The organism is Pseudomonas sp. PLB05, from assembly GCF_021106615.1.
GTDB lineage: Bacteria > Pseudomonadota > Gammaproteobacteria > Pseudomonadales > Pseudomonadaceae > Chryseomonas > Chryseomonas benzopyrenica.
Window position 1 is genome coordinate 856,127 of record NZ_JAJOHO010000002.1, and the last position, 21,586, is coordinate 877,712.

Genomic DNA, 21,586 nt, shown 5'->3' on the forward strand with positions numbered 1-21,586 from the left:
GTCTTCGCCACCGAGACGAGGTTTCGCCCGCCCTCTACACTGGCAGTTTTGAGCGAGGACTCCCTATGCCACCCCGTCTTTATCTGGCCGGTCCCGAGGTCTTTCGCCCCGACGCCGTCGCCCATGGCGAGGCCCTCAAGGCGCTGTGCGCTCGTCACGGCTGCACGGGCCTGTTTCCACTGGACAACGCCATCCCGCCGGAGCTGAGCGAGCCGCGTAAACAGGCAGCCTGGATCTATCGGGCGAATCTGGCGCTGATCGAGCAGGCAGATGGGGTGCTGGCCAGTCTGGATTTCTTTCGCGGCGCCGAGCCCGACAGCGGTACCTGCTTCGAGGTGGGCTATGCGGTGGCGCTGGGCAAGCCGGTGGTGGGCTATGTCCCGGAGACGGGTAGCCTGGCCGAGCGGATTCGCGCGCGGCATCCCGAGTGGGTGGGAAAGGGGTTGCTGGATAAGGACGGCTGGACGCTGGAGGAATTCGGCTTGCCGCTCAACCTGATGTTGGCGGTGCCCGCCACGCTCGTCGTCGGCGGACCTGAGGTTGCCCTGGCGGTGTTGCGCGAGCGGTTGGGCTAGAGGGGTCAGGTGGGCAGGACCCTCACCCCGGCCCTCTCCCAGGGGGAGAGGGGGTGGGTAAAGCGCGGTCAGCCGCGCGCCAGGGGTGCCAGTTCGTCCAGGCCGCTGTGGCCGTCGGCATAGGCCGCGCGGAAGCTGTCGCGCTGCTGCCAGCGCGCCCAGAAGGCCGCCAGGTGCTCGAAGCGCTCGTCCAGCGGCGTCTGGTTGGTGGGGAACTTGGCGAAGGCGATGGCGGTGCACAGGGTGATGTCGGCAAAGGTCGGCGCCGCGCCGCCCAGCAGCCATTCGCGACCATCGGCCAGGTGCCGATCCACCAGGGCCGCGTGCATCAGGGCCTCCTTGCGGCAATGCTCGCCCCACTGCGGATTGTGGGTCAGCTCCAGCTTGTGGCCGAGGCCTTCGTGCTGCACATGGAACATGGTCACGATGCGATAGAGCACGTGCACGAAGATGCGGTCGTTCCACATGGCGTCCTGGCCCTGCTCCAGCGGCGTTTCGCCCATTACCTTGCGCCCGGGATAGCTGTTATCCAGATAGCGGGCGATGGCCGCGCTTTCGGCCAGGTAGCCGCCCTCGGCGAGCTCCAGAGTAGGCGTCTCGCCCCAGGGATTGCGCTTGAGGTGCTGCCACTGGCGCTGCTCGCCCTCGGGCGCCATCTTGAGGATGACCTCCTCGAACTGGTCGGCGATGCCCTTTTCATGGATGAACAGCCGTAGGCGCTGGGGATTGGGAAAGGCGGACGGCGAGGTGAAGAGGCGTAGCTTGGCCATGGCGGACTCCGGAAAAGGAACAGACGAAGCATGCGACTGCGGGCAGTCCTGCAGCGTTCGTAAAGGGCGACCAAGGATGCTGGGCCAGGGCACGAGATGAATAACCAAACCTCTGTATGCCGTCCATGCACAGAGTCGATTGGTCAGGCGGGCGTTTAGCTCACGAGGCCAAGCGCCGTAGGTTGGCGCTGAGCATTGCGAAGCCCAACAGCGTGGCTGGGGGCTTGGGCAATGTTGGGCTTCGCTACGCTCAACCCAACCTACGGGAACCGTGCCAACAGCGTGGCTGGAACTTGGGCGGTGTTGGGCTTCGCTGGCGCTCAACCCAACCTACGGGTGCAGGGCCAACCTGCGAAACGTCTCAGTTGGCTCTCTTGCTGTCCACCTGGTCCAGGCGGCCGCCGCGAAAGGTGAGGAAATACAGCATGCCGTTCCAAGGGCCGTAGGCCCATTCCTCGACGAATTCGACCTGGCGATAGCCGTAGCCGTCAGTGACCTGGCGCTCGCCCAGGGGCGTGACGCTCAGGGGGTCGCCGCACTTGCCGCGAACCTCGTGAGTGGTGGAGCCGGTGGAGACCAGGGCGCTGCCGCACCGCAACGACGCGGCCTGGCTGGTACCGGTGGCGAGCAGGAGCAGCAACAGCAGGGCGCGAGGAGTCATTGGCGCTGGAACTCGATGCGACTGAGGCGGTTGGCTTCAAAGGTGAGGATGTAGTTGGCGCCGTTCTTCGGGCCGTAGACCCATTCTTCGATCACCGCCTCGCGGCGTTCGTTGCGGCCCAGTTCGTAGCCCACCAGGTCGCGATGGGCGGGTTCGCCGCATTTTTGCAGCACTTCGAAAGCGCGATCGCCCCGGCTGACCAGGGCGTTGCCGCACCTCATGGAATCGGCGGCGGCGCCGGTGGCGACCAGCAGGGTGAGGGCGGCGAGCAGGCAACGCATGGGAGTCTCCTGACCGGTCAGAGCACCCCGAGCTGCAATTGCGCGGCCGTGGGCGATTCGCCGGATTGGGCTTGAGTACTGACGTCCAGCAGATAGACCCGCTGGGCATCCAGTTTCGCCGTCTCCACCAGATAGGTCTTGATGGCCCCCGCGCGTTGCTGGGCCAGGCTGCGCAGGAGGCCGTCGTTGCCGCTCCAGGCTTCGAGCACCGCTTGGCGCAGGCGCGCCGTGCGGGTGGCATCGTCAAGACTATCCCATTCCTGCGGCGGTTGCGCCTGCAGTCGCAGGCGATACAGGCCTTCCAGCAGGGGCGCGCGCATGTCGGCGGGCACCTGCAACTGGCTGGGATCGGCCGGCACCTTGTCGCCGCGGCGCTGCAGCAGGTTGAAGTACTGGGTCTGGAAATCCTTTTCCAGCTGGCTGGCGGCCAGGGCGCGGCCATCGCTGGCGGCGCCGGCATGGCCCTTGACCTCCACCGTCAGTTGCGGGCGCTGGCGCAGGGCCGCGGCCAGTTTGTCCAGCTCGCCGCGGGCCTGGGCCGAGAGGGTGGTGCTGCCGGCGGCGAAGTCGATGGCGCTGAGATCCGCCTCGTGCCCGCCGACCAGTCCCGCCAGCATGCGGAAGGGCGCCTGGACGGCGCGGCTGAGCACGTTGCGCAGGGTCTGCCAGACCACCGGCATGATGCTGAAGTTGGGGTCGGCGAGATTGCCCGCCACCGGCAGGCGCAGGTCGATGCGACCGTGGCTGTCCTTGAGCAGGGCCACGGCCAGGCGCACCGGCAGGTCCACGGCGTCCTTGCTGTCCACCCGCTCGCCCAGTTCCAGCTGGTCGAGCACCACATGGTTCTGCGCTTGCAGCCGGCCGTCGTCGATGCGGTATTGCAGATCCAGGTCGAGGCGCCCCTTGCGCACCGCATAGCCGGCGAACTTGCCGGTATAGGGCGACAGGGTGGTGAGTTCGACCTGGCGGAAATAGGCGGTCACGTCCAGCTGCTGCAAGGGATCGAGGGGGTCGAGACGGCCCTTGATCTCCACCGGCGCGAAACGGTCGACCTTGCCGGCGAGGTGGATGTCGGCCGGCTTGGAGGCGGCGGTATCGAGGGTGCCGATGCCGCCTTCCAGCGACTGGATGTTGGTGGCGAAACCGGGCTTCAGGCTGTTGTCGGCGAAGTCGGCGCTGCCGTCCTTGATGCTCACGCCGCCGATGCGGATCTGCAGCGGTGGCGAGCTGTCCTTCGACGCGGTTTTCGGCTGGGATACCAGCAGGGCGCTGAAGTTGTTGCTCAGGTCTTCGTTGATCACCAGGGTGCCATAGGGCTTTTCCAGGTCGATCCTGTCGATGACCAGCTGTTTACCAAGGGTAAAGGCGATGCCCTGCAGGTCCAGCCGCCGCCAACGCATGAAGTCCTGCTGGTGCAGGGTATCGAGCACATGCACCTGGGTGACCTGGGCCGTGCCGCTGACGGTGAGCCCCAGCGGCTCGCCGGGTTTCAGGGCCACCTTAAGCCGACTGGCCAGCTGGCCGCTGCGGATCTCCAGGCGCACATAGGGGCTGAGATAGGGCTGAGCCTGGCGCAGGTTGAGTTCGTCGATGTCGACGTCGAAGTTGCCCTGCAGGGGGCTGAGCGTCAGCTGGCCGCTGGCGGTGATGCGACCGCGGTCGCCCAGGGTGGTCTTGAGTGCCAAGTCGAAGGGTTTGTCGCCAGCGGTATCGAAGCCTTTGAGCGCCAGGTCCAGGCCGCTGAAATAGAGACTGGCCGGGTCCTGGGGCACGCGGTCCACCAGGTGCAGCTGGTTGTCGCTGAGCTCGGCGTCGTCGAGCCGCACGCGCCAGGCCGGGCCACTGCTGGGGGCATCGCTGGTGGGGAAGAGTTTCTGCCAGTCGAGCGTGCCGTCCTGCTCGCGATTGCCCCAGGCATCCAGGCCGTTGCCGCGCAGGCGGGCGATGCTGACTTCGCGCCGCTGCAGATCCAGACCAATGCCTTCGGCGGCCAGGCGCTTGAAGCTGGCCTTGGGTTCGGCATTCACCGCCTGCACGGCGACGTCGTCCAGCGCCAGGCGGCCCTGGCTAAGTTGCAGTTGCAGGCTCTTGCTCAGGTCCAGGCGGTAGTGGGTGCTGGCTTCCAGACGCCCCTTACCCAGCGCCAGGGGCAACTGGTTGCGCACATAGGGCCACCAGGGCGCCAGGCTGACGCCCTTGAGGGTCAGGTCGCCCTCGCTGCGTAGCGGCAGGAGATCCAGGCTGCCCTTCCAGGTGAGCTGGCCGCCCTGGGCAGTGGTGGCGGTCAGTGCCAGTTGGCCCGGGGTGTCGCCGCTACGGGTGCGGAAATCCTGCAGGGTGGCATCCAGGGGGGTGAAGGTGGCCTCCACCGGCTGGGCGCCCTGGGCGTCGAGGAAGTGCAGGCGCCCCTCGACCAGGGCGATGCGCTCGATGTGCACCGGGAAGGGCTGGCTTGGCTCCGCATCCGCTGGCGTCGGCGCGGCAGTGGTGGCGGGTTCGCTGCGCCAGAGCTGGGCCAGATTGACCTGGCCACCCTTGGCGATGCGCAGATCGACCTGGGGCTGGTCGAGGCGTACTTCGGTCAGGTGCAGGGTGCGGCGCCAGAGGCTGTCCCATTGCAGATCGGCCGAGAAGCCTTCGGCGGCAATCACGGGATGCTCCGCCGAGCCGATTAGCAGCTGGTCGGCGTGCAACTCCAGGGTGAAGGGGTTGAAGCTCAAGGCCTGCAGGCTGGCCGGCTGGGTGAGGCGCTCGGCCAGCGTCTGGTTGAGGTAGTGCAGGGCGAGGCGCGGCCCGACCAGGAAACCGAGCAGACTGTAGAGGGCCAAGAGCGCGAGCAGCACGAGGCTCGCTTTCACAATTCTGGACATGCAGGCATCTAGGACGGCGAAGGTGGCCGGATTATGGCACGGCGCCTCCGGCGATAAGGGCGGTGGCTGTCCCAAAAGCTATGGGTCTGACCTTCTGTAGCCGCCTAGCGACCGTACGGCGGGCCTTGGTAGAAATAGTCATCCTTTAAATTGTTTGAAACGTTATTGCAATAAATCTGTAGTGAAGTGACCGCCCGCACCATCCGCTTGGTCATCGCCATGAATCCCTCTCGTTCTCTGCGTGCTCAATTGCTGCTGCTCATTGGCGGCGGTCTCGTCCTGTTGCTGGCACTGGCCCTGGCCGGTTTCGGCTTGCTGTCCCGGCAATTGGATGGCTATCAACGCCTCCTCACGGGTCCGCTGGAGGAGGCGCGCCTGGTGGACGCCACCAATCTGGCCTTCAAATCCCAGGTGCAGGAGTGGAAGAACGTATTGCTGCGCGGCGGTGCCGCCGACCAGCGTGAGCGCTACTGGAAGCAGTTTCAGGAAGAAGAAGCCCGGGTCCAGGCGGCGCTGGAGCAGTTGCAACGCCGGGCCGACGAACCCGAGCTGCGTCAGCGCCTGCAGCAACTGGCCCGGAGTCACAGAGATATGGGCGAAGCCTATCGCCGCGGGCTGGCGGCCTATGTAGCGGCGGACTATGTCGCCGCCCAGGGCGATGTCGCGGTCAAGGGCATCGACCGGGCGACCAGCGAGCAGCTGTCCAGCCTGGTCACCGACCTACATGAGCGGGCCAACGACCAGGCCGGGACCCTGAGCGCCGAGGCGCGCCGGACTGTGCTGCTGGCAGTGGGCGCCATGCTCGCCTTCGCCGCCCTGATCGCCCTGCTCAATGCCTGGCTGGTCAACCGCCGCATCGTCGGTCCGCTGGCGCGGGTCACCGAGCAGCTGGTTCAGCTCAGCGAGGGGCGCCTGGGGCAGCCCCTGGCTGAGTCGCGGCGCGACGAGGTGGGCCGGCTGGCACGCGCCGCCAATCGTCTGCGCGACTTTTTCGTCGATCTAGCCGGCCAGTTGCGCCAGGGTACCGGGGCGCTCGATGCCACCACCCAGGAATTGGGCGCCATCGCCCAGCGCAGCGGCGAGGGCATCCGCGATCAGTTCTCGCGTACCGATCAGGTGGCCACCGCCATGCACGAGATGAGCGCCACCGCGGAGGAGGTGGCCCGCCATTCCGGCAGTGCCGCCACGGCGGCCAACGATGCGGATCGCGCGGCCCAGGAAGGCGAGACGAGCATGACCCAGACCATCGCCACCATCGAACGGATGCACGCTGAAATCACCCGCACCGCCGCCGTCATCGCCCGCCTGGAGCACGACAGCGAGCGTATCGGGAGTGTGCTGGAAGTGATCCGCGGCATCGCCGACCAGACCAATCTGCTGGCGCTCAATGCCGCCATCGAAGCCGCTAGGGCAGGGGACGCCGGACGCGGCTTCGCCGTGGTAGCCGATGAGGTGCGCAGCCTGGCGGTGCGCACGGCCAGTTCCATCAGCGAGATCCATCAGTTGATCGCGACGTTGCAGGGCGCGGCCCACGAAGCCGCCGAAGCGGTGCGTGCGGGCGCCGCCGAAAGCAGTGCCGGACGCGATCAGGTGGTCGCTTCGGGCGAGCGGCTGCGCAGCATCACCCTGGCTGTGGAGGCCATCCGCGACATGAACCGGCAGATCGCCACGGCGGCCGAGGAGCAGACCTCGGTGGCCGAGGACATCGCCCGCAACCTGGCGGAGATCGTCACCGTGGCTCGCCACAATGAAGATGACCTGGGGCGTACCCAAAGCGCCAGCGAACGTCTGCATGGCGTCTCCCAGGATCTGTCCCAGCTAGCCGGTCGGCTGCGGGACTGATCGGCGGTCACGCCGCCGTCGAGACGCTGGCTAGAGGTGTTCAAGCGGCAACGGAGTGCTCTGGCAAGGCACTTTGCCATGATCCGTCCGTCGATCCGGATTAAGTTTGACTTAAGCACCGCCGACTAGTCTCGCGAACAGGTTGCATTCTCAGGAGGAGGCGCGGCGACGGGTCGAGCGGCTCGTGGCGAGACGACAGGAAGGCATGGGCAACCGCGAATCGAGAAACCGCGCCGCCGCCGGGAGTGCCAGATGTCCAGTCCGATCCAACTCCGTTCCATCCAGAAGAAGATCCAGTTCCTGCGTACCACCTTCAGCTATGTCGGCTGGTCGCTGTTTGGTCTGCTGCTGTGGGATGTGGCGGTCACGGTGGACGCCATGCTGTTCGTCGACGACCGCTTCGACCTGCCGCTCACGCCCCTGACCCTGCTGTGCTCGGCGCTGGTGGTGCTGATCAGCTTTCGCAACAGCAGCGCCTACGCCCGCTGGTGGGAGGCGCGCACCCTGTGGGGCGCCATGGTCAACAGCTCGCGCAGCTTCGGCCGCCAGGTGCTGACCCTGATCGACGATAACGGCAAGGCGCAGAACCGGGTCAAGGCGGTGCTGCTGCGTCGGCACATGGGCTATCTGCACGCCCTGCGCGCCCAGCTCAAGCGCCAGGACCCGGCCCAGGCCGCCGCGCCTTATCTCGCCCGTCATGAACTGGCACTGGCCGAAGGCAGCCTCAACTTCGCCAACGACATCCTTGCCGGCACCGCCGAGCTGATCGCCAGCGAATACCGCCAGGGCCGGCTGGACAGCATCCGCCTGGCGCGGCTGGAAGAGACCCTGGTGGATATGTCCAACTGGCAAGGCGGCATGGAGCGCATCGCCAACACCCCCTTGCCCTATCCCTACGTCTGCTTTCCGCAGCTGTTCAGCTTTCTGTTCTGCATCGCCATGCCGCTGGGCCTGGTCTCGACCCTGGGCTGGTTCACCCCGCTGGTGTCCACCGTGGTCGGCTTCATGCTGCTGGCGCTGGAGCGCATCGGCAGCGATCTGCAGGCGCCCTTCGCTGATAGCCAGCACCAGATCACCATGGACAAGCTGTGCGCCACCATCGAGGCCAACCTGCTGTCGATGCTGCGACCGCGCAGCGAAGAAGGCAGTGCGGTGCTCCTGGCCCAACCCGAGACCGACGCCGCCCTGACCCGGCAGGTGGCCTGATACGCCGGCATCCTGCGATGGCGACCCTCTGCGAAGTGTGAAGACGTACGGAAAGCAGCGGGCCAGAGGGATTTCTTTGCTATCGGTACGGCACTAGCGCCGCTTCGCTCCGGTCACATTTTGCAATCTCCCCTGGCAGCGGTGGTTGGCTGGGATCCGTCGAGTCATACCGACGGCCTCTGGTGGGCTAGGGCGAGAGGTGCCGTGGGGCGTTTTGTCCTGCGACTCTTCATCTCGCTACGGATGCCCGCTCATGTCCGAAACCCGTGCCCCGGCCACCGCCGCCAGCGCCGAACCCTCGCGCCGCGCGCGCCATGCCCTGGATGCCCTGAACTTCACCCTGGCTGACGTCCGCGACGGCCTCGGGCCCTATCTCGCCATCTACCTGATCGCCGTGCGCGGCCCGGGTGAGGGCTGGAACGAGGCCACCGCCGGTTTCATCATGACCCTGGCCGGCATCGCCGGGCTGATCGCCCAGACCCCGGCCGGCGCCCTGATCGACCGGACCCGCCACAAGCGCCTCATGGTCGGCGTCGCCGCCCTGGTGGTGACCGTCTGCAGCGTGATGCTGCCCTTCGTTTCCAACTTCTATGTGGTGGCGGCCACCCAGTCCTTGGCCCATGCCGCCGCGGCCCTCTTCGCCCCGGCGCTGGCGGCCATCACCCTGGGGATCGTCGGACCCAAGGCCTTCACCCGGCACATCGGTCGCAACGAGGGTTTCAACCACGCTGGCAATGCCGTCTCGGCGGCCCTGGCAGGTGGCCTGGCCTATTTCTTCGGCCCCACCGTGGTGTTCTGGCTGATGGCGCTGCTGGCGGCGGCCTCCATCGTCGCCATCGTCCGGGTACCCCAGGACGAGATCGACGATGACCTGGCCCAGGGGCTGGGCGAGGAAAACGGCGTTCGCGACAGCAAGCCGGTGTCGGCCTGGCAGGCGCTGCTGGCCAATCGCAAGCTGCAACTGCTGGCGTTGCTGGCGGCCATCTTCCACCTGGCCAATGCCGCCATGCTGACCTCGGTCGGCCAGCAGCTGACCCATATCGTCGGCAAGGACAGCGCCACCTCGCTGGTGGCCGTCTGCATCGTCGCCGCCCAGTGCGTGATGGTGCCGGTGGCCATCCTGGTGGGGCGCAAGGCCGACGTCTTCGGGCGCAAGCCGATCTTTCTCTTCGCCTTTGCCGTGCTGGCCATCCGCGGGGTGCTCTACACCTTTTCCGACAGCCCCTATTACCTGGTGGCGGTGCAGCTGCTCGACGGCATCGGTGCCGGGATCTACGGTGCCCTGGTGCCGGTGATCGTCGCCGACCTCACCCGCGGCAGCGGGCGCTTCAACGTCAGCCAGGGCGCCATCGCCACCGCCCAGGGCCTGGGCGCGGCGATCAGCGCCACCATCGCCGGGATCATCATCGTCCGCTTCGGCTACGCGGCGGCCTTCACCACCCTGGCCGCCATTGCCGCGGTGGGCTTTGTGCTCTATCTGCTGCTGATGCCGGAGACCCGCGACCGCCAGGTGGTTGCCGATGCTCGATCAGGCGCCATGGAGCCTCCGCAATCGGCCGGATTAGGCTAATGTCTGCCGCTTTCCCGCTCGATAGAAGGCACTAGGCGTTCATGGGGTCACTCGCGCTCTCTCCTCACCTGCTGACCTGGATCATCGCCGGGGTAGCCACCCTGGGTGTGGTCTCGCGGCCGTTCGGTCTGCCGGAAGCGCTGTTCGCCGTCGCTGGCGCCGCGCTGCTGGCAGTCTTTGGTCTGTTACCGCTGGACGGCGTCTGGCACGGGATCGCCAAGGGCACCGACGTCTATCTGTTCCTCATCGGCATGATGCTGCTGGCCGAGATCGCCCGGAAGGAAGGGCTGTTCGACTGGGTCGCTGGCCATGCGGTGCGCGCGGCCAAGGGTTCGGCGCTGCGGCTGTTCGCCCTGGTCTATGGCGTCGGCATCCTGGTCACGGTGTTCCTTTCCAACGACGCTTGCGCCGTGGTGCTGACCCCGGCGGTCTACTACGCCACCCGCGCGGCGAAGGTGAAGAATCCGCTGCCCTATCTGTTCTCCTGCGCCTTCATCGCCAACGCGGCGAGCTTCGTGCTGCCGATCTCCAACCCGGCCAACCTGGTGGTGTTCGCCGAGCACATGCCCGAGCTGGGCCGCTGGCTGGCGCTCTTCACCCTGCCGTCGATCCTGGCCATCGCGGCGACCTTCCTGACCCTCTGGGCGACCCAGGCCAAGGTCCTGCGCGCCGAGCGCCTGTCCGCAGGGGGCGCGGTGGAGGCCCTGCCCACCACCGGACGCATCGCCGGCTGCGGCCTGATCCTGACCATCCTGGTCCTGCTCGGCGCCTCGGCACTGGATCTGGAGCTGGGTCTGCCAACCTTTCTCGCCGGCTTCGCTACCTTCCTGGTGGTGGTGGCCTGCAAGCGCGGCGGCGGCCTGGAGTTGCTCAAGCACATCTCCTGGAGCGTGCTGCCGTTGGTGGCCGGGCTGTTCGTGCTGGTGGAGGCCCTGGAGACCACCGGGGTATTGCAGGCGCTGGCCAATCAGCTACAGGCGGCCGCCCAGGCGACGCCGGAACGGGCTGCCTGGGGCGCCGGCCTGCTGGTGGCCTTTGGCAGCAACCTGGTCAACAACCTGCCGGCCGGCCTGCTGGCCGGGGCGGCGGTGCAGACCGCCCAGGTCTCGGAGAAGATCGCCGGCGCCGTGCTGATCGGCATCGATCTCGGCCCCAACCTGTCCATCACCGGTTCCCTGGCGACCCTGTTGTGGCTGGCCGCGCTGCGCCGCGAGGGGCTGTCGGTGAGCTTCTGGCAATTCCTCAGGCTGGGCGCCGTGGTGATGATCCCGGCGCTGGTGTTGGCGCTAGCCGCGCTGATCCATCTCTAAGGCGCTGACCGGCGGTCCCTCGGCGTAGCGGCATTGTCGCTGCGCTTAGGGCACTATCGGGATACCTCTGCTGGAGAGAGCTGCCCATGGCCGTCGCCCGCTATACCGGCTTCGCCCAGGCGCTGCACTGGCTGACCGTCGCGCTGCTGTGCCTGCTGCTGCCCTTCGTCTGGGTGGCGGAAAATTTTCCGCCCGGGCCGGTGCGCACCCTCTGGTATCTGCTGCACGAATCCACCGGGATCTCGGTGTTCCTGCTGATCCTGATCCGCCTGACCTGGCGCTGGCGGCATCCGGCGCCGCCGGCCTATCCCCGTGACGGTCGTCTGCTGCGGCTGCTCGCCGCGCTTAACCATGGCCTGCTCTATGCCGTGCTGCTGCTGATGCCGGTGACCGGCTACCTGATGGCTGGCCAGGGCCAGCCGGTGCCGGTGTTCGGATTGTTTTCCCTGCCGGGTTTTCCCCGGCATGAAGCCCTCGGCATCCTCGCCAATCGCATCCATGTGGCCGGCCAGTTCGCCGTCTATGGGCTGGTGATCCTGCACGTGGCGGCGGTGGTCTGGCATGTGGCGATCCGTCGGGACGGCACCCTGGAGCGGATGCTGCCCGAGCAGCGGCCTTAAAGCGTCAGGTCCCTTCCACCAGCAACCGATCGCGCTCTAGCAGGGCGGGCAGGGTCTCGCGCAGGTGGTCGACCAGGGTGCGGATCTTGGCGTCGAGAAAGCGCCGCGACGGATAGAGTGCATGGATGTCCAGGCCATAGAGCCGGTGCCCGGGTAGTACGCGTTGCAGGCGGCCACTGGCTAGGCCAGCGACCGCGGCGTACAGCGGCAGGGCGCCGATGCCCAGGCCGCTGGCCACGGCTTCGGCCAGGGCATCGGCGGTGTTGACCTGGAAGGGCGGCCGATCCACCGCCACCTCGGCTATCCCTTCAGGCCCCTCCAGCAGCCAGCGATCCGGCGCCATGGCCCGATTGACCAGGCGCAGGCAGCGATGTCCGGTAAGGTCGGCGGGCGTGGCCGGGCGCCCCTGGCGGTCCAGATAGGTGGGCGCCGCGCAGAGCACGCTATAGGTACTGCCCAGATGCGCCGAGTGGAAGGCCGAATCCGGCAGGCCAGCGGCCAGGATCAGCGACAGGTCGTAGCCTTCCTTGAGGATGTCGGTGAAGGTGTTGGTCAGCTGCAGGTCCAGGTCCACCTCGGGATAGCGCTCGGCATAGCCGGCCAGGCTCTGGATCAGGTAGTGCTGGCCGAGGCCGGTCATGGTGTGGATGCGCAGCCGCCCGCGCGGCACCGCCAGGGCGTGACGGGCCTCGGCATCGGCTTCGTCGAGGTCGGCGAGGATGCGCTGGCAGCGCGTGAGGTAGCGTTCGCCAGCGTCGGTCAGGCGCAACTGGCGGGTGGTGCGATGTAGCAGCCGGGTCTGCAGGTGCTGCTCCAGCTGACTGACCGCCCGGGAGACATAGGCGGTGGTCAATTCCAACTGGCGGGCGGCGGCGGTGAAGCTGCCGGTCTGGGCCACGCAGGCGAAGGCGCGCAGATTGAAGAGATGATCCATGGACGGGGCAGGGCGGTTGAAAGAGGCATTGTGGGCCATTACCCGCCCGTTGGTTAACGCTCTTTGCCGTCACACCCGACTTAATCGCCGTGGGGCGGGCTTCCTAGAATGGCCACCGAGGCGCTGCGCCTCCCTCCTTCCGGTCGCTCCCGTCGTTGCCCACCATGCCCTTCGCTTCGCCGCTCTTCGCGCGGCACCCCACTGCTTCCCCACGTAGACGCTGGCCCAGCCTGAACGCCTGGCGCCGCGCCGGTCGCGAATGGGCCCGCACCGATGGCCAGACCTGGGCCTTCATCGCCAAGGCGCTGTTGGCTGCCACCCTGGCCCTGTGGCTGGCCTATCGCCTGGAACTGCCGCAACCGAGCACCGTGCTGGTTACCGTGTTCATCGTCTTGCAGCCGCAGAGTGGCCAGGTGCTGGCCAAGAGTTTCTACCGGATCCTGGGCAGTCTCGCCGGGCTCACCTTCACCGTCGCCGCCATCGCCCTGTTCGCCCAGGAGCGGGTGCTCTTGCTCGGCGCCCTGGTGCTGTGGATCGGCTACTGCACCCGGGGGGCGGCGCGTTATCGCGACTTTCGCAGCTATGGCTTCCTGCTGGCCGGCTACACCGCCTGCCTGGTGGGGCTGCCGGCGGTGGCCCAGCCCCAGGGCGCCTTTCTGCAGGCGGTGTGGCGTCTGTTGGAAATTGCCCTGGGCATCTGCTGCGCCGGGGTGGTAAGTGTCGCGATCCTGCCGCAGACCACCCGTGGCGTCCTGCGCCGGACCCTGGCCCAGCGCCTGCGCGATTTCCTGGCCATGGCCCATGACGGTCTGCTGGGTAGCCTCGATGCCGAACGCTTCGCCGGGCTCAGTGCGCGTTTCGCTGCCGATTCCGTGGGCTTCGAAAGCCTGCGCAGCGCCAGTGTCTTCGAGGAGCCCTATCTGCGCCGACGCAGCGGACGCCTGGCCGCCCTGGGCAATCGCCTCATGCTGCTCAACACCCGCTTCCATGCGCTCTACCAACTGCTCGACCGCCTGAGCGATCGGCCCCGGGCCGTGCGCCAAGCGCTGGCGCCCGCCCTTGGGCTGATCGCCGCCGTCCTGGCGCCGGCCCTGGGTCGCCTGCCGGAAGAGCGTGACCTACGCCGCCTCAGTGAGCGCCTGGCTGCGGAGCGCGAGACGCTGATGGCCGCGATCCGCAATGGCCGCCAGCAATTGGTCCAGGCGACGCCTGCCGAAGCCGACCGGCTCGACTACGACACCGCCGCCGAACTGCTCTATCGCTTCGCCGAGGATCTGCACCTGCTGCTTGGTGCCCAGCTGGCACTTGAGGCGCCGGCGAGTACGACACCCGCTCCCCGGGAGACCTTCACGCCCCTGGCCAGTCGCGCGGTGGCCTGGATGGCCGGGCTGCGCAGCGCCCTGGTGGTGCTGGGCGTGGGACTGTTCTGGATCGAGACCGCCTGGCCGAGTGGCGCGGCCTGCACCCTGGCCGCGGCGCTGATCTCGGCGCTGGCTTCCACCTCGGCCGATCCGCGCCGCTATTGCCTGCAACTGGCCGGCGGTACCCTGGTCGGGGCCCTGGCCGGTGGGCTGCTGCAATTCCAGGTCCTGCCCTGGATCGACGGCTTCGCCCTGCTGCTGCTGACCCTGACACCAGTGTTCGCCGCTGGCGCCTGGCTGATCACTCGACCGCGGCTGGCGGGCTATGGCACCGGGCTGATGGTCTGGTTCTGTTCGGCGGCCCTGCCGGGCAATCTGCCGCGCTACGACGCCGATGTCTTCTGCAACACCTACCTGGCCTACGGGGTGGCCTGCGCGGTGGCGGTGGTAGCCGTCAGCATGCTCCTGCCGCCCAGCCAGCCCTGGGTCTGGCGCCGGCTGGAAGATGCCCTGCGCGAGCGACTGGTCCATGCCATCGGGGCGCCCCTGGCCGGTCTGAGTGGCCGCTTCGATTCCGGCCTGCGCGATCTGCTCAACCAGGTGCAGGTGCTTACCGTCGGCCAGCCGGAGGTGCAGCGGCGGCTGCTGCGCTGGACCTTCCTGAGTCTGGAGCTGGGCCACGCCATCATCGAGCTGCGCCTGGAGCAGGCCGCGCTGCCACCCCTGCCCTGGTATCGCGAAGAGCGTGCCTGGCGCCTGGCCATTCGCGCCCTGGGGCGGGCCCTGGTGCGATTGTTCCGCCAGCCCAACGCCGCCAACCTGGCCCGCGCCCTGGGCGCCGTGGACCAGGCCATCCTGCTGGCGCACCAGGCCCAGCGCCACCTGGAGCCCAATCCGGGCGACTTCGATCGCTCACCGCTGCGCCGTATCGCCAGCTACCTGCATTTCATCCGCACCTCGCTGCTGGCGCCGGATTCGCCCCTGGCCGGGTACCTGCCGCCGGCCCGGCCACCGGCGCGGGACGAAGGCTGAGCAGCGCTTCTGGAAATATTGGCTAGGCTTACGAACGGGGAGGGCCGTCAGACCCTCTGCCATGCGACTTTCGGCACAACCAGAACAAGGCCCGCCTGCCCATGCCCGTCCGCTTCGTCCGTCCGCTGCTCTGTTCCGTCAGTTTTCTGCTGACTCCCCTGGCGTTTGCCTTGGAGGCTCCTGGCGCCCCCGGTGCCACGCCCTTCTGGTCCTATTCCGGCAAGACCGGCATCGGCACCAGCTACGAGGCCTATCGCGATGGCGCCTACAGCGACCAGGCCAGCACCGGCCGCGTCTCGCGGGTGTGGTTTTCCCTGGCCCAGGGGGTGGTCACCGAGACCATGCAGGGTCTCATCCACGAGGCGCAGCTGCGCGAGATGCAGCTGGTGATCCGCGGTCCCGACTTCACCCACCTGGAGCGCGACGACACCGACAGCCGCATCGAATACCTGGCCACCGATGCCGCCGGCCGGCCCACCTCGCTGGCCTACAAGATCGTCAACCGCGACCGCCAGGGCCGCTACGAGATCGAGAAACACGTCTTCACCGACCCGGACCAGGACACCCTGGTCATGCGTGTCATCTTTCGCAGCCAGGACCCACGCATCCAGCCCTATCTCTATGTCGATCCGGCGCTGGCCAACAGCGGTAGCCACGACCGCGCCGCGGTGAAGGGTGGGGTGCTCTACGCCAGCGAAGGCGAGCACGCCCTGGTGGTGAAGGCCAGCCAGCCGCTGCAGACGCCCACCGTGGGCTTCGTCGGCAGCTCCGACGGCCTCGACGACCTGCGCCGCAACGGCAAGCTGACCCAGCTCTACAGCAGCACCGGCGACCAGGCCGGCAACGTCGCCATGCTGGCCAAGCTGCCGCTCAAGGGCGCCGAGACCACCCTGGACGTGGTGGTGGGCTTCGGCGCCAATCCGCGCCAGGCCGAGGCGGCGGCGGATGCCACCCTGACCCGTGGCTACCAAAAGGTGCTGGCCCACTACAACGGCGAGGGCGACGCCATCGGCTGGCAGGACTACCTGGCCGGTCTCGACCAACTGCCGCGCCTGCAGGCGCAGGCCGGCGACGGCGGCAAGCTGGTCAATGCCAGCGCCCTGGTGCTCAAGGCTCAGGAGGACAAGACCCACGCCGGCGCCCTGATCGCCTCGCTGTCCAATCCCTGGGGTGAAACGGTGCCGGCGGGCAAAGGCACGACCGGTTACAAGGCGGTCTGGCCACGGGACTTCTACCAGTGCGCCATGGCTCTGCTGGCGCTGGGTGACCGGCAGACGCCCAAGGTCGCCTTCAGTTACCTCAAGCAGGTGCAGGTGGATGCCAATACCGCGCACAAGCCGGCCGACAGCTCCGCCTTCATCCATCAGCAGAAACGGGGCGACGAGGTACGGGCACCGGGCGCTACCGGCTGGTTCCTGCAGAAGACCCATGTCGACGGCACCATCGAGTGGGTCGGCGTGCAACTCGACCAGACCGCCATGCCCATCATGCTCGGCTATCGCCTCTGGCAGGGCGGCCTGCTCGGCGATGCCGAAATCGACCGCTGGTACCGCGACATGCTCAGGCCCGCGGCGGATTTCCTCGCCCGTGACAGCCAGGTCAACCTGGGCTGGAACACCTGGCAGGTCAAGCCGCCGCAGACCCAGCAGGAGCGCTGGGAAGAGCAGTGGGGCTATTCGCCATCCACCACCGCGGCGGTGATCGCCGGTCTCGCCACCGCCAGCGAGCTGGCGCGCCATGCCGGCGACGAGGCCAATGTCAGCCGTTACCGCGAGACCGCCCGGCGCTATTCCGGCCAGGTCGAAAAGACCATGGCCACCACCCAGGGCAGCCTGGGCGCCGGCAACTACTACCTGCGCATCACCCAGAACGACGATCCCAACGACAAAGGCAAGCTGGTGGACAACAACAGTCGTCCGGGCCTGTCAGAGGACCAGGTGCTGGACGCCGGCTTCCTCGAATTGGTGCGCTACGGCGTACGGCCGGCGGGCGATCCCCTGGTACAGAAGAGCCTGGCGGTGCTGGATGACGAAGGCCTGCCGGAGAATCTGCGGGTCAAGTACAGCTTCCAGTATCCCGGCGTCACCGGCACCTTCCCCGGCTGGCGGCGCTACGGCAACGACGGCTATGGCGAAAGCGAAAGCTCCGGCATCAATTTCCCGGCCACCGAGCAGCCGGTGCCCAACTCGGGGCTGCGTGGCCGGGTCTGGCCGATCTTCACCGGCGAGCGCGGCCATTACGAGCTGGCGCGCCTGGTCCTGCAGGGCAAGCCGGACCCGGCGGCGCTGGGCAAGCTGCGTGACACCTACGTCCGCGGCCTGGAGCTGTTCGCCAACGCCGGCCTGATGCTGCCCGAGCAGGTCTGGGATGGCGTGGGTGACAACCAGCGCCACGGCTATACCAAGGGGCAGGGCACCGATTCGGCGACGCCGCTGGCCTGGTCCCACGCCGAATACGTGAAGCTGCTGCGCTCCCTGGCGGACGGCCAGGTGTGGGATCACTACCCGGTAGTGGCGCGGGCTCTGGCGCCCTGAAGCAAGCCAGTTGTCGGATCGCGAGCGCTGTTAGCGCTCGCGATCCGATAGCAGCTCTGGTCGATTTTGCTTCAGCCAATGCGTGACGTGCTGGAGCAGGACCTCGGCCTGCTGCAAGGCCTCCTGAGCCATCGAATCGCTGACTAGATCGCCCGAGTAGTCGATGACGTTGCGTTGCTTGCGCAAGGTATCCAGTACCAACATCGTCGATGTATCAAGCTCGACGGTCCGGGGCAGTGACTGGATCATGGTCTGATGGTGACCGGGGCGGCTAGTCAGGGTCCGATAGCCATTGGCCTGAAGCGCTGCGTTCGCGCCCTGCATGATTGCCTTGTAGGCCAGATCGAAGCGGCTTTCGCTGCTCAGTATTGGCAGACACGCATCGGTCAAGCTACGTTGCGCTGCCTCCAGCAAGCGCTGGATGCTCGCAGGGTCCGGTGTGATCGCCTCAAGACTCTTGCCGAGCAGATTATCCAGGGTCATCTGTCCTTCCTTGTGACAGGTACGAAGCGTCGCCGATGACGAACACCTTGGGCTTTTCCAGCAGGTCCGTGATGAAGGCTCCTCCTTCCGCCAACAGCCTCTGCCATTCCTCTCGCTGGTATACCTTGGGGTTGATCTCGCGCCCAAGCGTCTCCTGACAGGGATAGAGCGATGCCACTACCTCGCGGAAGGTCACGGTACCCAGGATCATGAGGTCAATATCGCTTCCAGCGCTTGCTTTGCCGCTAGCCATCGAGCCGAAGACGAAAGCTGCCGATATTCGGTCTGCAATGGGGCTCAGCGCCTCGGCCAGAATATCGGTCAGGCCACTGGTCTTGCGCAAGATGCTCGCCAGCTCTTCGAAGATGGGGCACTCCCGATTGGCGCGATAGTGCTGTTGATTACCCACGCGCGTCTTCACGGCCAGACCTGCCGCGACCAGCTTGACGAGCTCACGGCTCAGGGTGCCAGACTGGGTCTTGGTCAAGCGCGCGATTTCGCGCTGATGGTAGCTGCTCTCCGGATGGAGCAGAAGAAGTGCCAGGACCTTGCGGCGATAGTCGGGAAATAGAACGGAAGCAAGGGACATAAGAAATTTTTTTGCTGCCTTTTGGGCTGCAATTGAAGCCTAAAAGGCAGCAAACAACCAGTGTGATTGCCCTTGGTGTATTCCAGCGCCTGAACAGCCGACCAACGGTAGCGCGTTACTAATGCCCGTGCCAGGGCTGCTGACCCAGGGCAGCGAAACGTTGAACCCAAGGGAACGCCTGTAACAAGACTTGTCTGATGGGCGTTCTCGGGCTTAGCTGAGACAGCGGATCCCTCCGCTCGCCGCGGTTCTCCTCTCTTTCCGGTCCCTCTGCCCTCGGTCGCGTACCGCGCGGTAGCGTGCCCGGCTGTCGCGCTTTTCTCTCGCTCGCTCCGGCGACCGCTCCGGCGGTCTGGGGGCGGGTCTTTGCCGGTTCCTGTCAAGAAGGTCACGGATATGACTGACGTCGCTCTCCCCATCGCCCTTTACCTGGGCACCCTGGTGCTGCTGGCCTTCGCCCTGCGCCGCAGCCCGCTGCTCACCCAGGAGACCCTGGCGCGCTCCTCGCCGCTGGATGCCCTGCGCGGCATTCTCGCCACGGCCGTGGTCTGCCTGCATTTCGTGCTGACCTATCACCTCAAGGCCGAGGGTCAGTGGCGCGAACCCGACAGCGATCTGCTCTACAACATGGGCGTGGTGCCGGTGTCGCTGTTCTTCATGATCACCGGCTACCTGTTCTTCGGAAAGGTCTACCGGCGCACGCCGGACTGGGGCGAGCTGCTCCGTTCGCGGGTACTGCGGGTGATGCCGCTGTACCTCTGCGTGGTGGCCGTGGTGGTGCTCTTCACCCTGATCCGCACCCACTTCGTCATCGCCGACGGCCAGCACTTCATGCTCGAACTGCTCAGCTGGGAGCTGTTTTCCGGCTTCAGTCTCAACGGCCTGGAGGAAAGCGGCTGGATGACCGCCGGCGCCCACTGGACGCTGCGCTACGAGGCGCTGTTCTATCTGGCGCTGCCGATCATCGCCGCGCTGTTCAACCGCCGCGGTTTCGGGCTGCCGCTGCTGGTCTCGGTGCTGCTGGTGGGCGGGCTGGTCGCCGCCGGCTATCACTATCAGGTACTGGGCGCGCGCTTCGGGCTGCTGTTCCTGCTGGGATTCCTGCCGGTGTTCGTCAAGGTTCATCTGCCGGGCCTGCTGGCGCGGCTGCGTACGCCCCTGGTGGCGGCGCTTTCGCTGGCGCTGGTGGGCTACGCCATGACCCAGCCGGACTACAGCCTCAGGCAGATGCTCGCGCTGGCCTTGCCCTTCGCCGCCATGGCCGCCGGCAACGATCTCTTCGGCCTCCTGCGCAGTCGCGGTCTCAAGGTGCTGGGCGAGATCAGCTACAGCCTCTATCTCACCCACGGCCTGCTGCTCTATGGCCTCTTCACCCTGCTCAACCTCGGCTCGGTCGAGACCCTGGGCACGCTCGGCTTCATGGCGCTGCTGCCACCGGTGCTGGTGCTCGCCTGTCTGCTGTCGATGCTCAGCTACCGCTGGATCGAGCGTCCGCTGATGCATCTGGGAAGGGCGCCGCGGCGTCAGCAAGTCCCCGCGTAGGGGGAGGCGCCGCGGCTGCAGGATACTCCAGCAGAAAGGCCAGGGCCTGGGCGCAGGAGGCCTCCACCTTGAGGTTCAGCAACTCGTCCGCCCGGGTCCGGCCATAGCCCAGGGCGGCAATGGGCAGCCCGGCGCGGGCCGCGGCCTGGGCGAAGCGAAAGCCCGAATAGACCATCAGCGAGGAGCCCACCACCAGCAGTGCATCGGCGCGGCCCAGGTGGGCGAAGGCGCGCTCCACCCGCGCGCCGGGCACGTGTTCGCCAAAGAACACCACGTCCGGCTTGAGCAGGGCGCCGCAGCGCGGACAATCCGGCACGCGGAAACTCATGAAGTCCACGCCTTCCAGATCGGCATCGCCATCCGGCGCGGTAGCCGCGTCCAGCTGCAGCCAGTCGCCATTGAGTTCGCCCAGCCATTGCTGGAATTCCTGGCGCGGCAGGCGCATCTCGCAACCCAGGCAGCGGATCTGGTCGAGACGGCCGTGCAGGTCGATCACCGCCTCGCTGCCGGCGGCCTGGTGCAGGCGATCGACGTTCTGAGTCAGCAGCATCTCCACCTGGCCGCGCCGCTCCAGGGCCGCCAGGGCCTGGTGGGTGGCGTTGGGCCGCGCCTGGCAGAAGCGCGGCCAGCCGATCAGGCTGCGCGCCCAGTAGCGGCGGCGCAAGAGCTCGTCGCCGACGAAGGCCTGCAGGGTAACCGGTTGCGGGCGCTTCCAGGCGCCGTCGCGGTCGCGGTAGTCGGGAATGCCGGAATCGGTGCTGCAACCGGCACCGGTGAGCAGGAAGATCCGCTCGTGCCGGGCGATAAAGGACTGAAGCTCGGGCAGGGACATCGGGCACCTGGAGTTGCGGACGATACCCCCAGCTTGGAAAGGGTTATGCCGGGAGGCAAGCCGCAGCTGACGAACGTCCTGTCCGTCGTGCGGCGCTCGCCGATCTAGTAGACCGGGACGTAGATGTAGATCTGCGAATCCTGGGCGTCCACGCCGGTGAAGGCCTCGGTGTAGTGCTCGAAGCAGGCACCTGGACGCGGTTGCAGGCCACGGGCGGGGAGCAGCTCGGCGAACAGTCGACCGAGGCTCTTGGCCACGCTGGGTGCGGTGCCCAGGTGCACGTAGCGGGCATAGCGACCCTCCGGCAGTTCCTGGCGCACCATGCCGGCGGGCAGGGGCGCGCCCGGCGCGGTCGCCACGGCAGCCAGGTAGTGCATGGCGCCGGCCTGGCGCCAGCTCAGGCCGTACCATTCGGCGTCGCCTTCGCGGCCGGCGATTTCCCCGGCGCGGTCGGCGAAGCGCCGCCAGAGGGCGGCGATGTCTTCGCCCTGGCCAGGCTCGAACAGCAGACCGGTCACTTCCAGGGCGGGATGGTCGACGATTTCCAGCGACATGGGACAGACTCTCTCGAAGA

Annotated in this window: 18 protein-coding genes and 1 pseudogene; 10 read left to right on the forward strand and 9 right to left on the reverse strand. The window is 67.2% G+C overall.

The window, feature by feature from the left end:
• Nucleotides 1-65 precede the first annotated feature (65 nt).
• The gene (locus LRS53_RS10650) at nucleotides 66-575 is read left to right on the forward strand and encodes a nucleoside 2-deoxyribosyltransferase (protein WP_231355852.1); all 510 of its coding nucleotides are present in this window, start codon (nucleotides 66-68) and stop codon (nucleotides 573-575) included.
• A 68-nt stretch (nucleotides 576-643) separates the two neighbouring features.
• Here LRS53_RS10650 and LRS53_RS10655 read toward each other — a convergent pair whose 3' ends face one another.
• The 4 genes from LRS53_RS10655 to LRS53_RS10670 form a co-directional block, all read right to left on the reverse strand.
• Nucleotides 644-1,345: a glutathione S-transferase family protein gene (locus LRS53_RS10655; RefSeq protein WP_231355853.1), complete on the reverse strand. Its 702-nt coding sequence runs from the start codon at nucleotides 1,343-1,345 to the stop codon at nucleotides 644-646.
• A 361-nt stretch (nucleotides 1,346-1,706) separates the two neighbouring features.
• A complete protein-coding gene (locus LRS53_RS10660; protein WP_017642681.1) occupies nucleotides 1,707-2,006 on the reverse strand; it encodes a DUF2845 domain-containing protein in 300 nt (99 codons plus the stop codon).
• Nucleotides 2,003-2,287 (reverse strand): DUF2845 domain-containing protein, encoded by a 285-nt coding sequence (locus LRS53_RS10665; RefSeq protein ID WP_017642680.1) that lies wholly within the window; start codon nucleotides 2,285-2,287, stop codon nucleotides 2,003-2,005. Before LRS53_RS10665 ends, LRS53_RS10660 begins: the two co-directional genes overlap by 4 nt.
• Nucleotides 2,288-2,304: 17 nt before the next feature.
• Nucleotides 2,305-5,157: a DUF748 domain-containing protein gene (locus tag LRS53_RS10670; protein ID WP_231355854.1), complete on the reverse strand. Its 2,853-nt coding sequence runs from the start codon at nucleotides 5,155-5,157 to the stop codon at nucleotides 2,305-2,307.
• Nucleotides 5,158-5,955: 798 nt separating this feature from the next.
• On the opposite strand from LRS53_RS10670, the pseudogene LRS53_RS23885 reads away from it, so the two are divergent.
• The 6 genes and pseudogenes from LRS53_RS23885 to LRS53_RS10695 form a co-directional block, all read left to right on the forward strand.
• Nucleotides 5,956-6,129: pseudogene (locus tag LRS53_RS23885) on the forward strand (HAMP domain-containing protein); the annotation flags it as partial.
• A gap of 156 nt (nucleotides 6,130-6,285) precedes the next feature.
• On the forward strand, nucleotides 6,286-6,999 hold the full coding sequence (locus LRS53_RS23890) for a methyl-accepting chemotaxis protein (protein ID WP_423814403.1): 714 nt from the start codon (nucleotides 6,286-6,288) through the stop codon (nucleotides 6,997-6,999).
• A 252-nt stretch (nucleotides 7,000-7,251) separates the two neighbouring features.
• Nucleotides 7,252-8,205 (forward strand): bestrophin family protein, encoded by a 954-nt coding sequence (locus tag LRS53_RS10680; RefSeq protein WP_017642677.1) that lies wholly within the window; start codon nucleotides 7,252-7,254, stop codon nucleotides 8,203-8,205.
• Between the two features lie 253 nt (nucleotides 8,206-8,458).
• The gene (locus LRS53_RS10685; RefSeq protein WP_231355856.1) at nucleotides 8,459-9,775 is read left to right on the forward strand and encodes an MFS transporter; all 1,317 of its coding nucleotides are present in this window, start codon (nucleotides 8,459-8,461) and stop codon (nucleotides 9,773-9,775) included.
• Between the two features lie 41 nt (nucleotides 9,776-9,816).
• Entirely contained in the window at nucleotides 9,817-11,085 is a 1,269-nt protein-coding gene (locus LRS53_RS10690; protein WP_231355857.1) for an arsenic transporter, read from the forward strand.
• An 86-nt stretch (nucleotides 11,086-11,171) separates the two neighbouring features.
• Nucleotides 11,172-11,705, forward strand: coding sequence for a cytochrome b (locus LRS53_RS10695; RefSeq protein WP_231355858.1), 534 nt, complete (start codon nucleotides 11,172-11,174; stop codon nucleotides 11,703-11,705).
• A 4-nt stretch (nucleotides 11,706-11,709) separates the two neighbouring features.
• Here the strand turns inward: LRS53_RS10695 and LRS53_RS10700 are convergent, their stop codons facing one another.
• Nucleotides 11,710-12,639: a LysR family transcriptional regulator gene (locus LRS53_RS10700; protein ID WP_017642673.1), complete on the reverse strand. Its 930-nt coding sequence runs from the start codon at nucleotides 12,637-12,639 to the stop codon at nucleotides 11,710-11,712.
• Between the two features lie 164 nt (nucleotides 12,640-12,803).
• Between LRS53_RS10700 and LRS53_RS10705 the strand changes: the two genes are divergently transcribed.
• On the forward strand, nucleotides 12,804-15,032 hold the full coding sequence (locus LRS53_RS10705) for an FUSC family protein (protein ID WP_231355859.1): 2,229 nt from the start codon (nucleotides 12,804-12,806) through the stop codon (nucleotides 15,030-15,032).
• Nucleotides 15,033-15,133: 101 nt separating this feature from the next.
• Nucleotides 15,134-17,566 (forward strand): glucan 1,4-alpha-glucosidase, encoded by a 2,433-nt coding sequence (locus LRS53_RS10710; RefSeq protein WP_231355860.1) that lies wholly within the window; start codon nucleotides 15,134-15,136, stop codon nucleotides 17,564-17,566.
• Between the two features lie 30 nt (nucleotides 17,567-17,596).
• Here LRS53_RS10710 and LRS53_RS10715 read toward each other — a convergent pair whose 3' ends face one another.
• The gene (locus LRS53_RS10715; protein ID WP_068384281.1) at nucleotides 17,597-18,049 is read right to left on the reverse strand and encodes a DNA-binding protein; all 453 of its coding nucleotides are present in this window, start codon (nucleotides 18,047-18,049) and stop codon (nucleotides 17,597-17,599) included.
• Nucleotides 18,036-18,638 carry a nucleotidyltransferase domain-containing protein gene (locus LRS53_RS10720; RefSeq protein WP_231355861.1) on the reverse strand — a complete coding sequence of 201 codons (603 nt, stop codon included), beginning with the start codon at nucleotides 18,636-18,638 and terminating at the stop codon, nucleotides 18,036-18,038. Before LRS53_RS10720 ends, LRS53_RS10715 begins: the two co-directional genes overlap by 14 nt.
• Nucleotides 18,639-19,034: 396 nt before the next feature.
• Between LRS53_RS10720 and LRS53_RS10725 the strand changes: the two genes are divergently transcribed.
• Nucleotides 19,035-20,180, forward strand: a complete 1,146-nt coding sequence (locus tag LRS53_RS10725) for an acyltransferase family protein (protein ID WP_017642668.1) — start codon at nucleotides 19,035-19,037, stop codon at nucleotides 20,178-20,180.
• Here the strand turns inward: LRS53_RS10725 and LRS53_RS10730 are convergent.
• Both LRS53_RS10730 and LRS53_RS10735 read right to left on the reverse strand, forming a co-directional pair.
• Nucleotides 20,107-21,012, reverse strand: a complete 906-nt coding sequence (locus LRS53_RS10730) for an NAD-dependent protein deacetylase (protein ID WP_068384275.1) — start codon at nucleotides 21,010-21,012, stop codon at nucleotides 20,107-20,109. The two genes, LRS53_RS10725 and LRS53_RS10730, sit on opposite strands and share 74 nt — an antisense overlap.
• A gap of 104 nt (nucleotides 21,013-21,116) precedes the next feature.
• Nucleotides 21,117-21,566, reverse strand: a complete 450-nt coding sequence (locus tag LRS53_RS10735) for a GyrI-like domain-containing protein (RefSeq protein ID WP_064307562.1) — start codon at nucleotides 21,564-21,566, stop codon at nucleotides 21,117-21,119.
• Nucleotides 21,567-21,586: the final 20 nt, after the last annotated feature.

Bases quoted from the DNA above. Each gene is read 5' to 3' on its own strand.
- LRS53_RS10650 (WP_231355852.1), top strand. From the start codon at position 66: ATGCCACCCCGTCTTTATCTGGCCGGTCCCGAGGTCTTTCGCCCCGAC.
- LRS53_RS10655 (WP_231355853.1), bottom strand. From the start codon at position 1,345: ATGGCCAAGCTACGCCTCTTCACCTCGCCGTCCGCCTTTCCCAATCCC.
- LRS53_RS10660 (WP_017642681.1), bottom strand. From the start codon at position 2,006: ATGACTCCTCGCGCCCTGCTGTTGCTGCTCCTGCTCGCCACCGGTACC.
- LRS53_RS10665 (WP_017642680.1), bottom strand. From the start codon at position 2,287: ATGCGTTGCCTGCTCGCCGCCCTCACCCTGCTGGTCGCCACCGGCGCC.
- LRS53_RS10670 (WP_231355854.1), bottom strand. From the start codon at position 5,157: ATGTCCAGAATTGTGAAAGCGAGCCTCGTGCTGCTCGCGCTCTTGGCC.
- LRS53_RS23890 (WP_423814403.1), top strand. From the start codon at position 6,286: ATGCACGAGATGAGCGCCACCGCGGAGGAGGTGGCCCGCCATTCCGGC.
- LRS53_RS10680 (WP_017642677.1), top strand. From the start codon at position 7,252: ATGTCCAGTCCGATCCAACTCCGTTCCATCCAGAAGAAGATCCAGTTC.
- LRS53_RS10685 (WP_231355856.1), top strand. From the start codon at position 8,459: ATGTCCGAAACCCGTGCCCCGGCCACCGCCGCCAGCGCCGAACCCTCG.
- LRS53_RS10690 (WP_231355857.1), top strand. From the start codon at position 9,817: ATGGGGTCACTCGCGCTCTCTCCTCACCTGCTGACCTGGATCATCGCC.
- LRS53_RS10695 (WP_231355858.1), top strand. From the start codon at position 11,172: ATGGCCGTCGCCCGCTATACCGGCTTCGCCCAGGCGCTGCACTGGCTG.
- LRS53_RS10700 (WP_017642673.1), bottom strand. From the start codon at position 12,639: ATGGATCATCTCTTCAATCTGCGCGCCTTCGCCTGCGTGGCCCAGACC.
- LRS53_RS10705 (WP_231355859.1), top strand. From the start codon at position 12,804: ATGCCCTTCGCTTCGCCGCTCTTCGCGCGGCACCCCACTGCTTCCCCA.
- LRS53_RS10710 (WP_231355860.1), top strand. From the start codon at position 15,134: ATGCCCGTCCGCTTCGTCCGTCCGCTGCTCTGTTCCGTCAGTTTTCTG.
- LRS53_RS10715 (WP_068384281.1), bottom strand. From the start codon at position 18,049: ATGACCCTGGATAATCTGCTCGGCAAGAGTCTTGAGGCGATCACACCG.
- LRS53_RS10720 (WP_231355861.1), bottom strand. From the start codon at position 18,638: ATGTCCCTTGCTTCCGTTCTATTTCCCGACTATCGCCGCAAGGTCCTG.
- LRS53_RS10725 (WP_017642668.1), top strand. From the start codon at position 19,035: ATGACTGACGTCGCTCTCCCCATCGCCCTTTACCTGGGCACCCTGGTG.
- LRS53_RS10730 (WP_068384275.1), bottom strand. From the start codon at position 21,012: ATGTCCCTGCCCGAGCTTCAGTCCTTTATCGCCCGGCACGAGCGGATC.
- LRS53_RS10735 (WP_064307562.1), bottom strand. From the start codon at position 21,566: ATGTCGCTGGAAATCGTCGACCATCCCGCCCTGGAAGTGACCGGTCTG.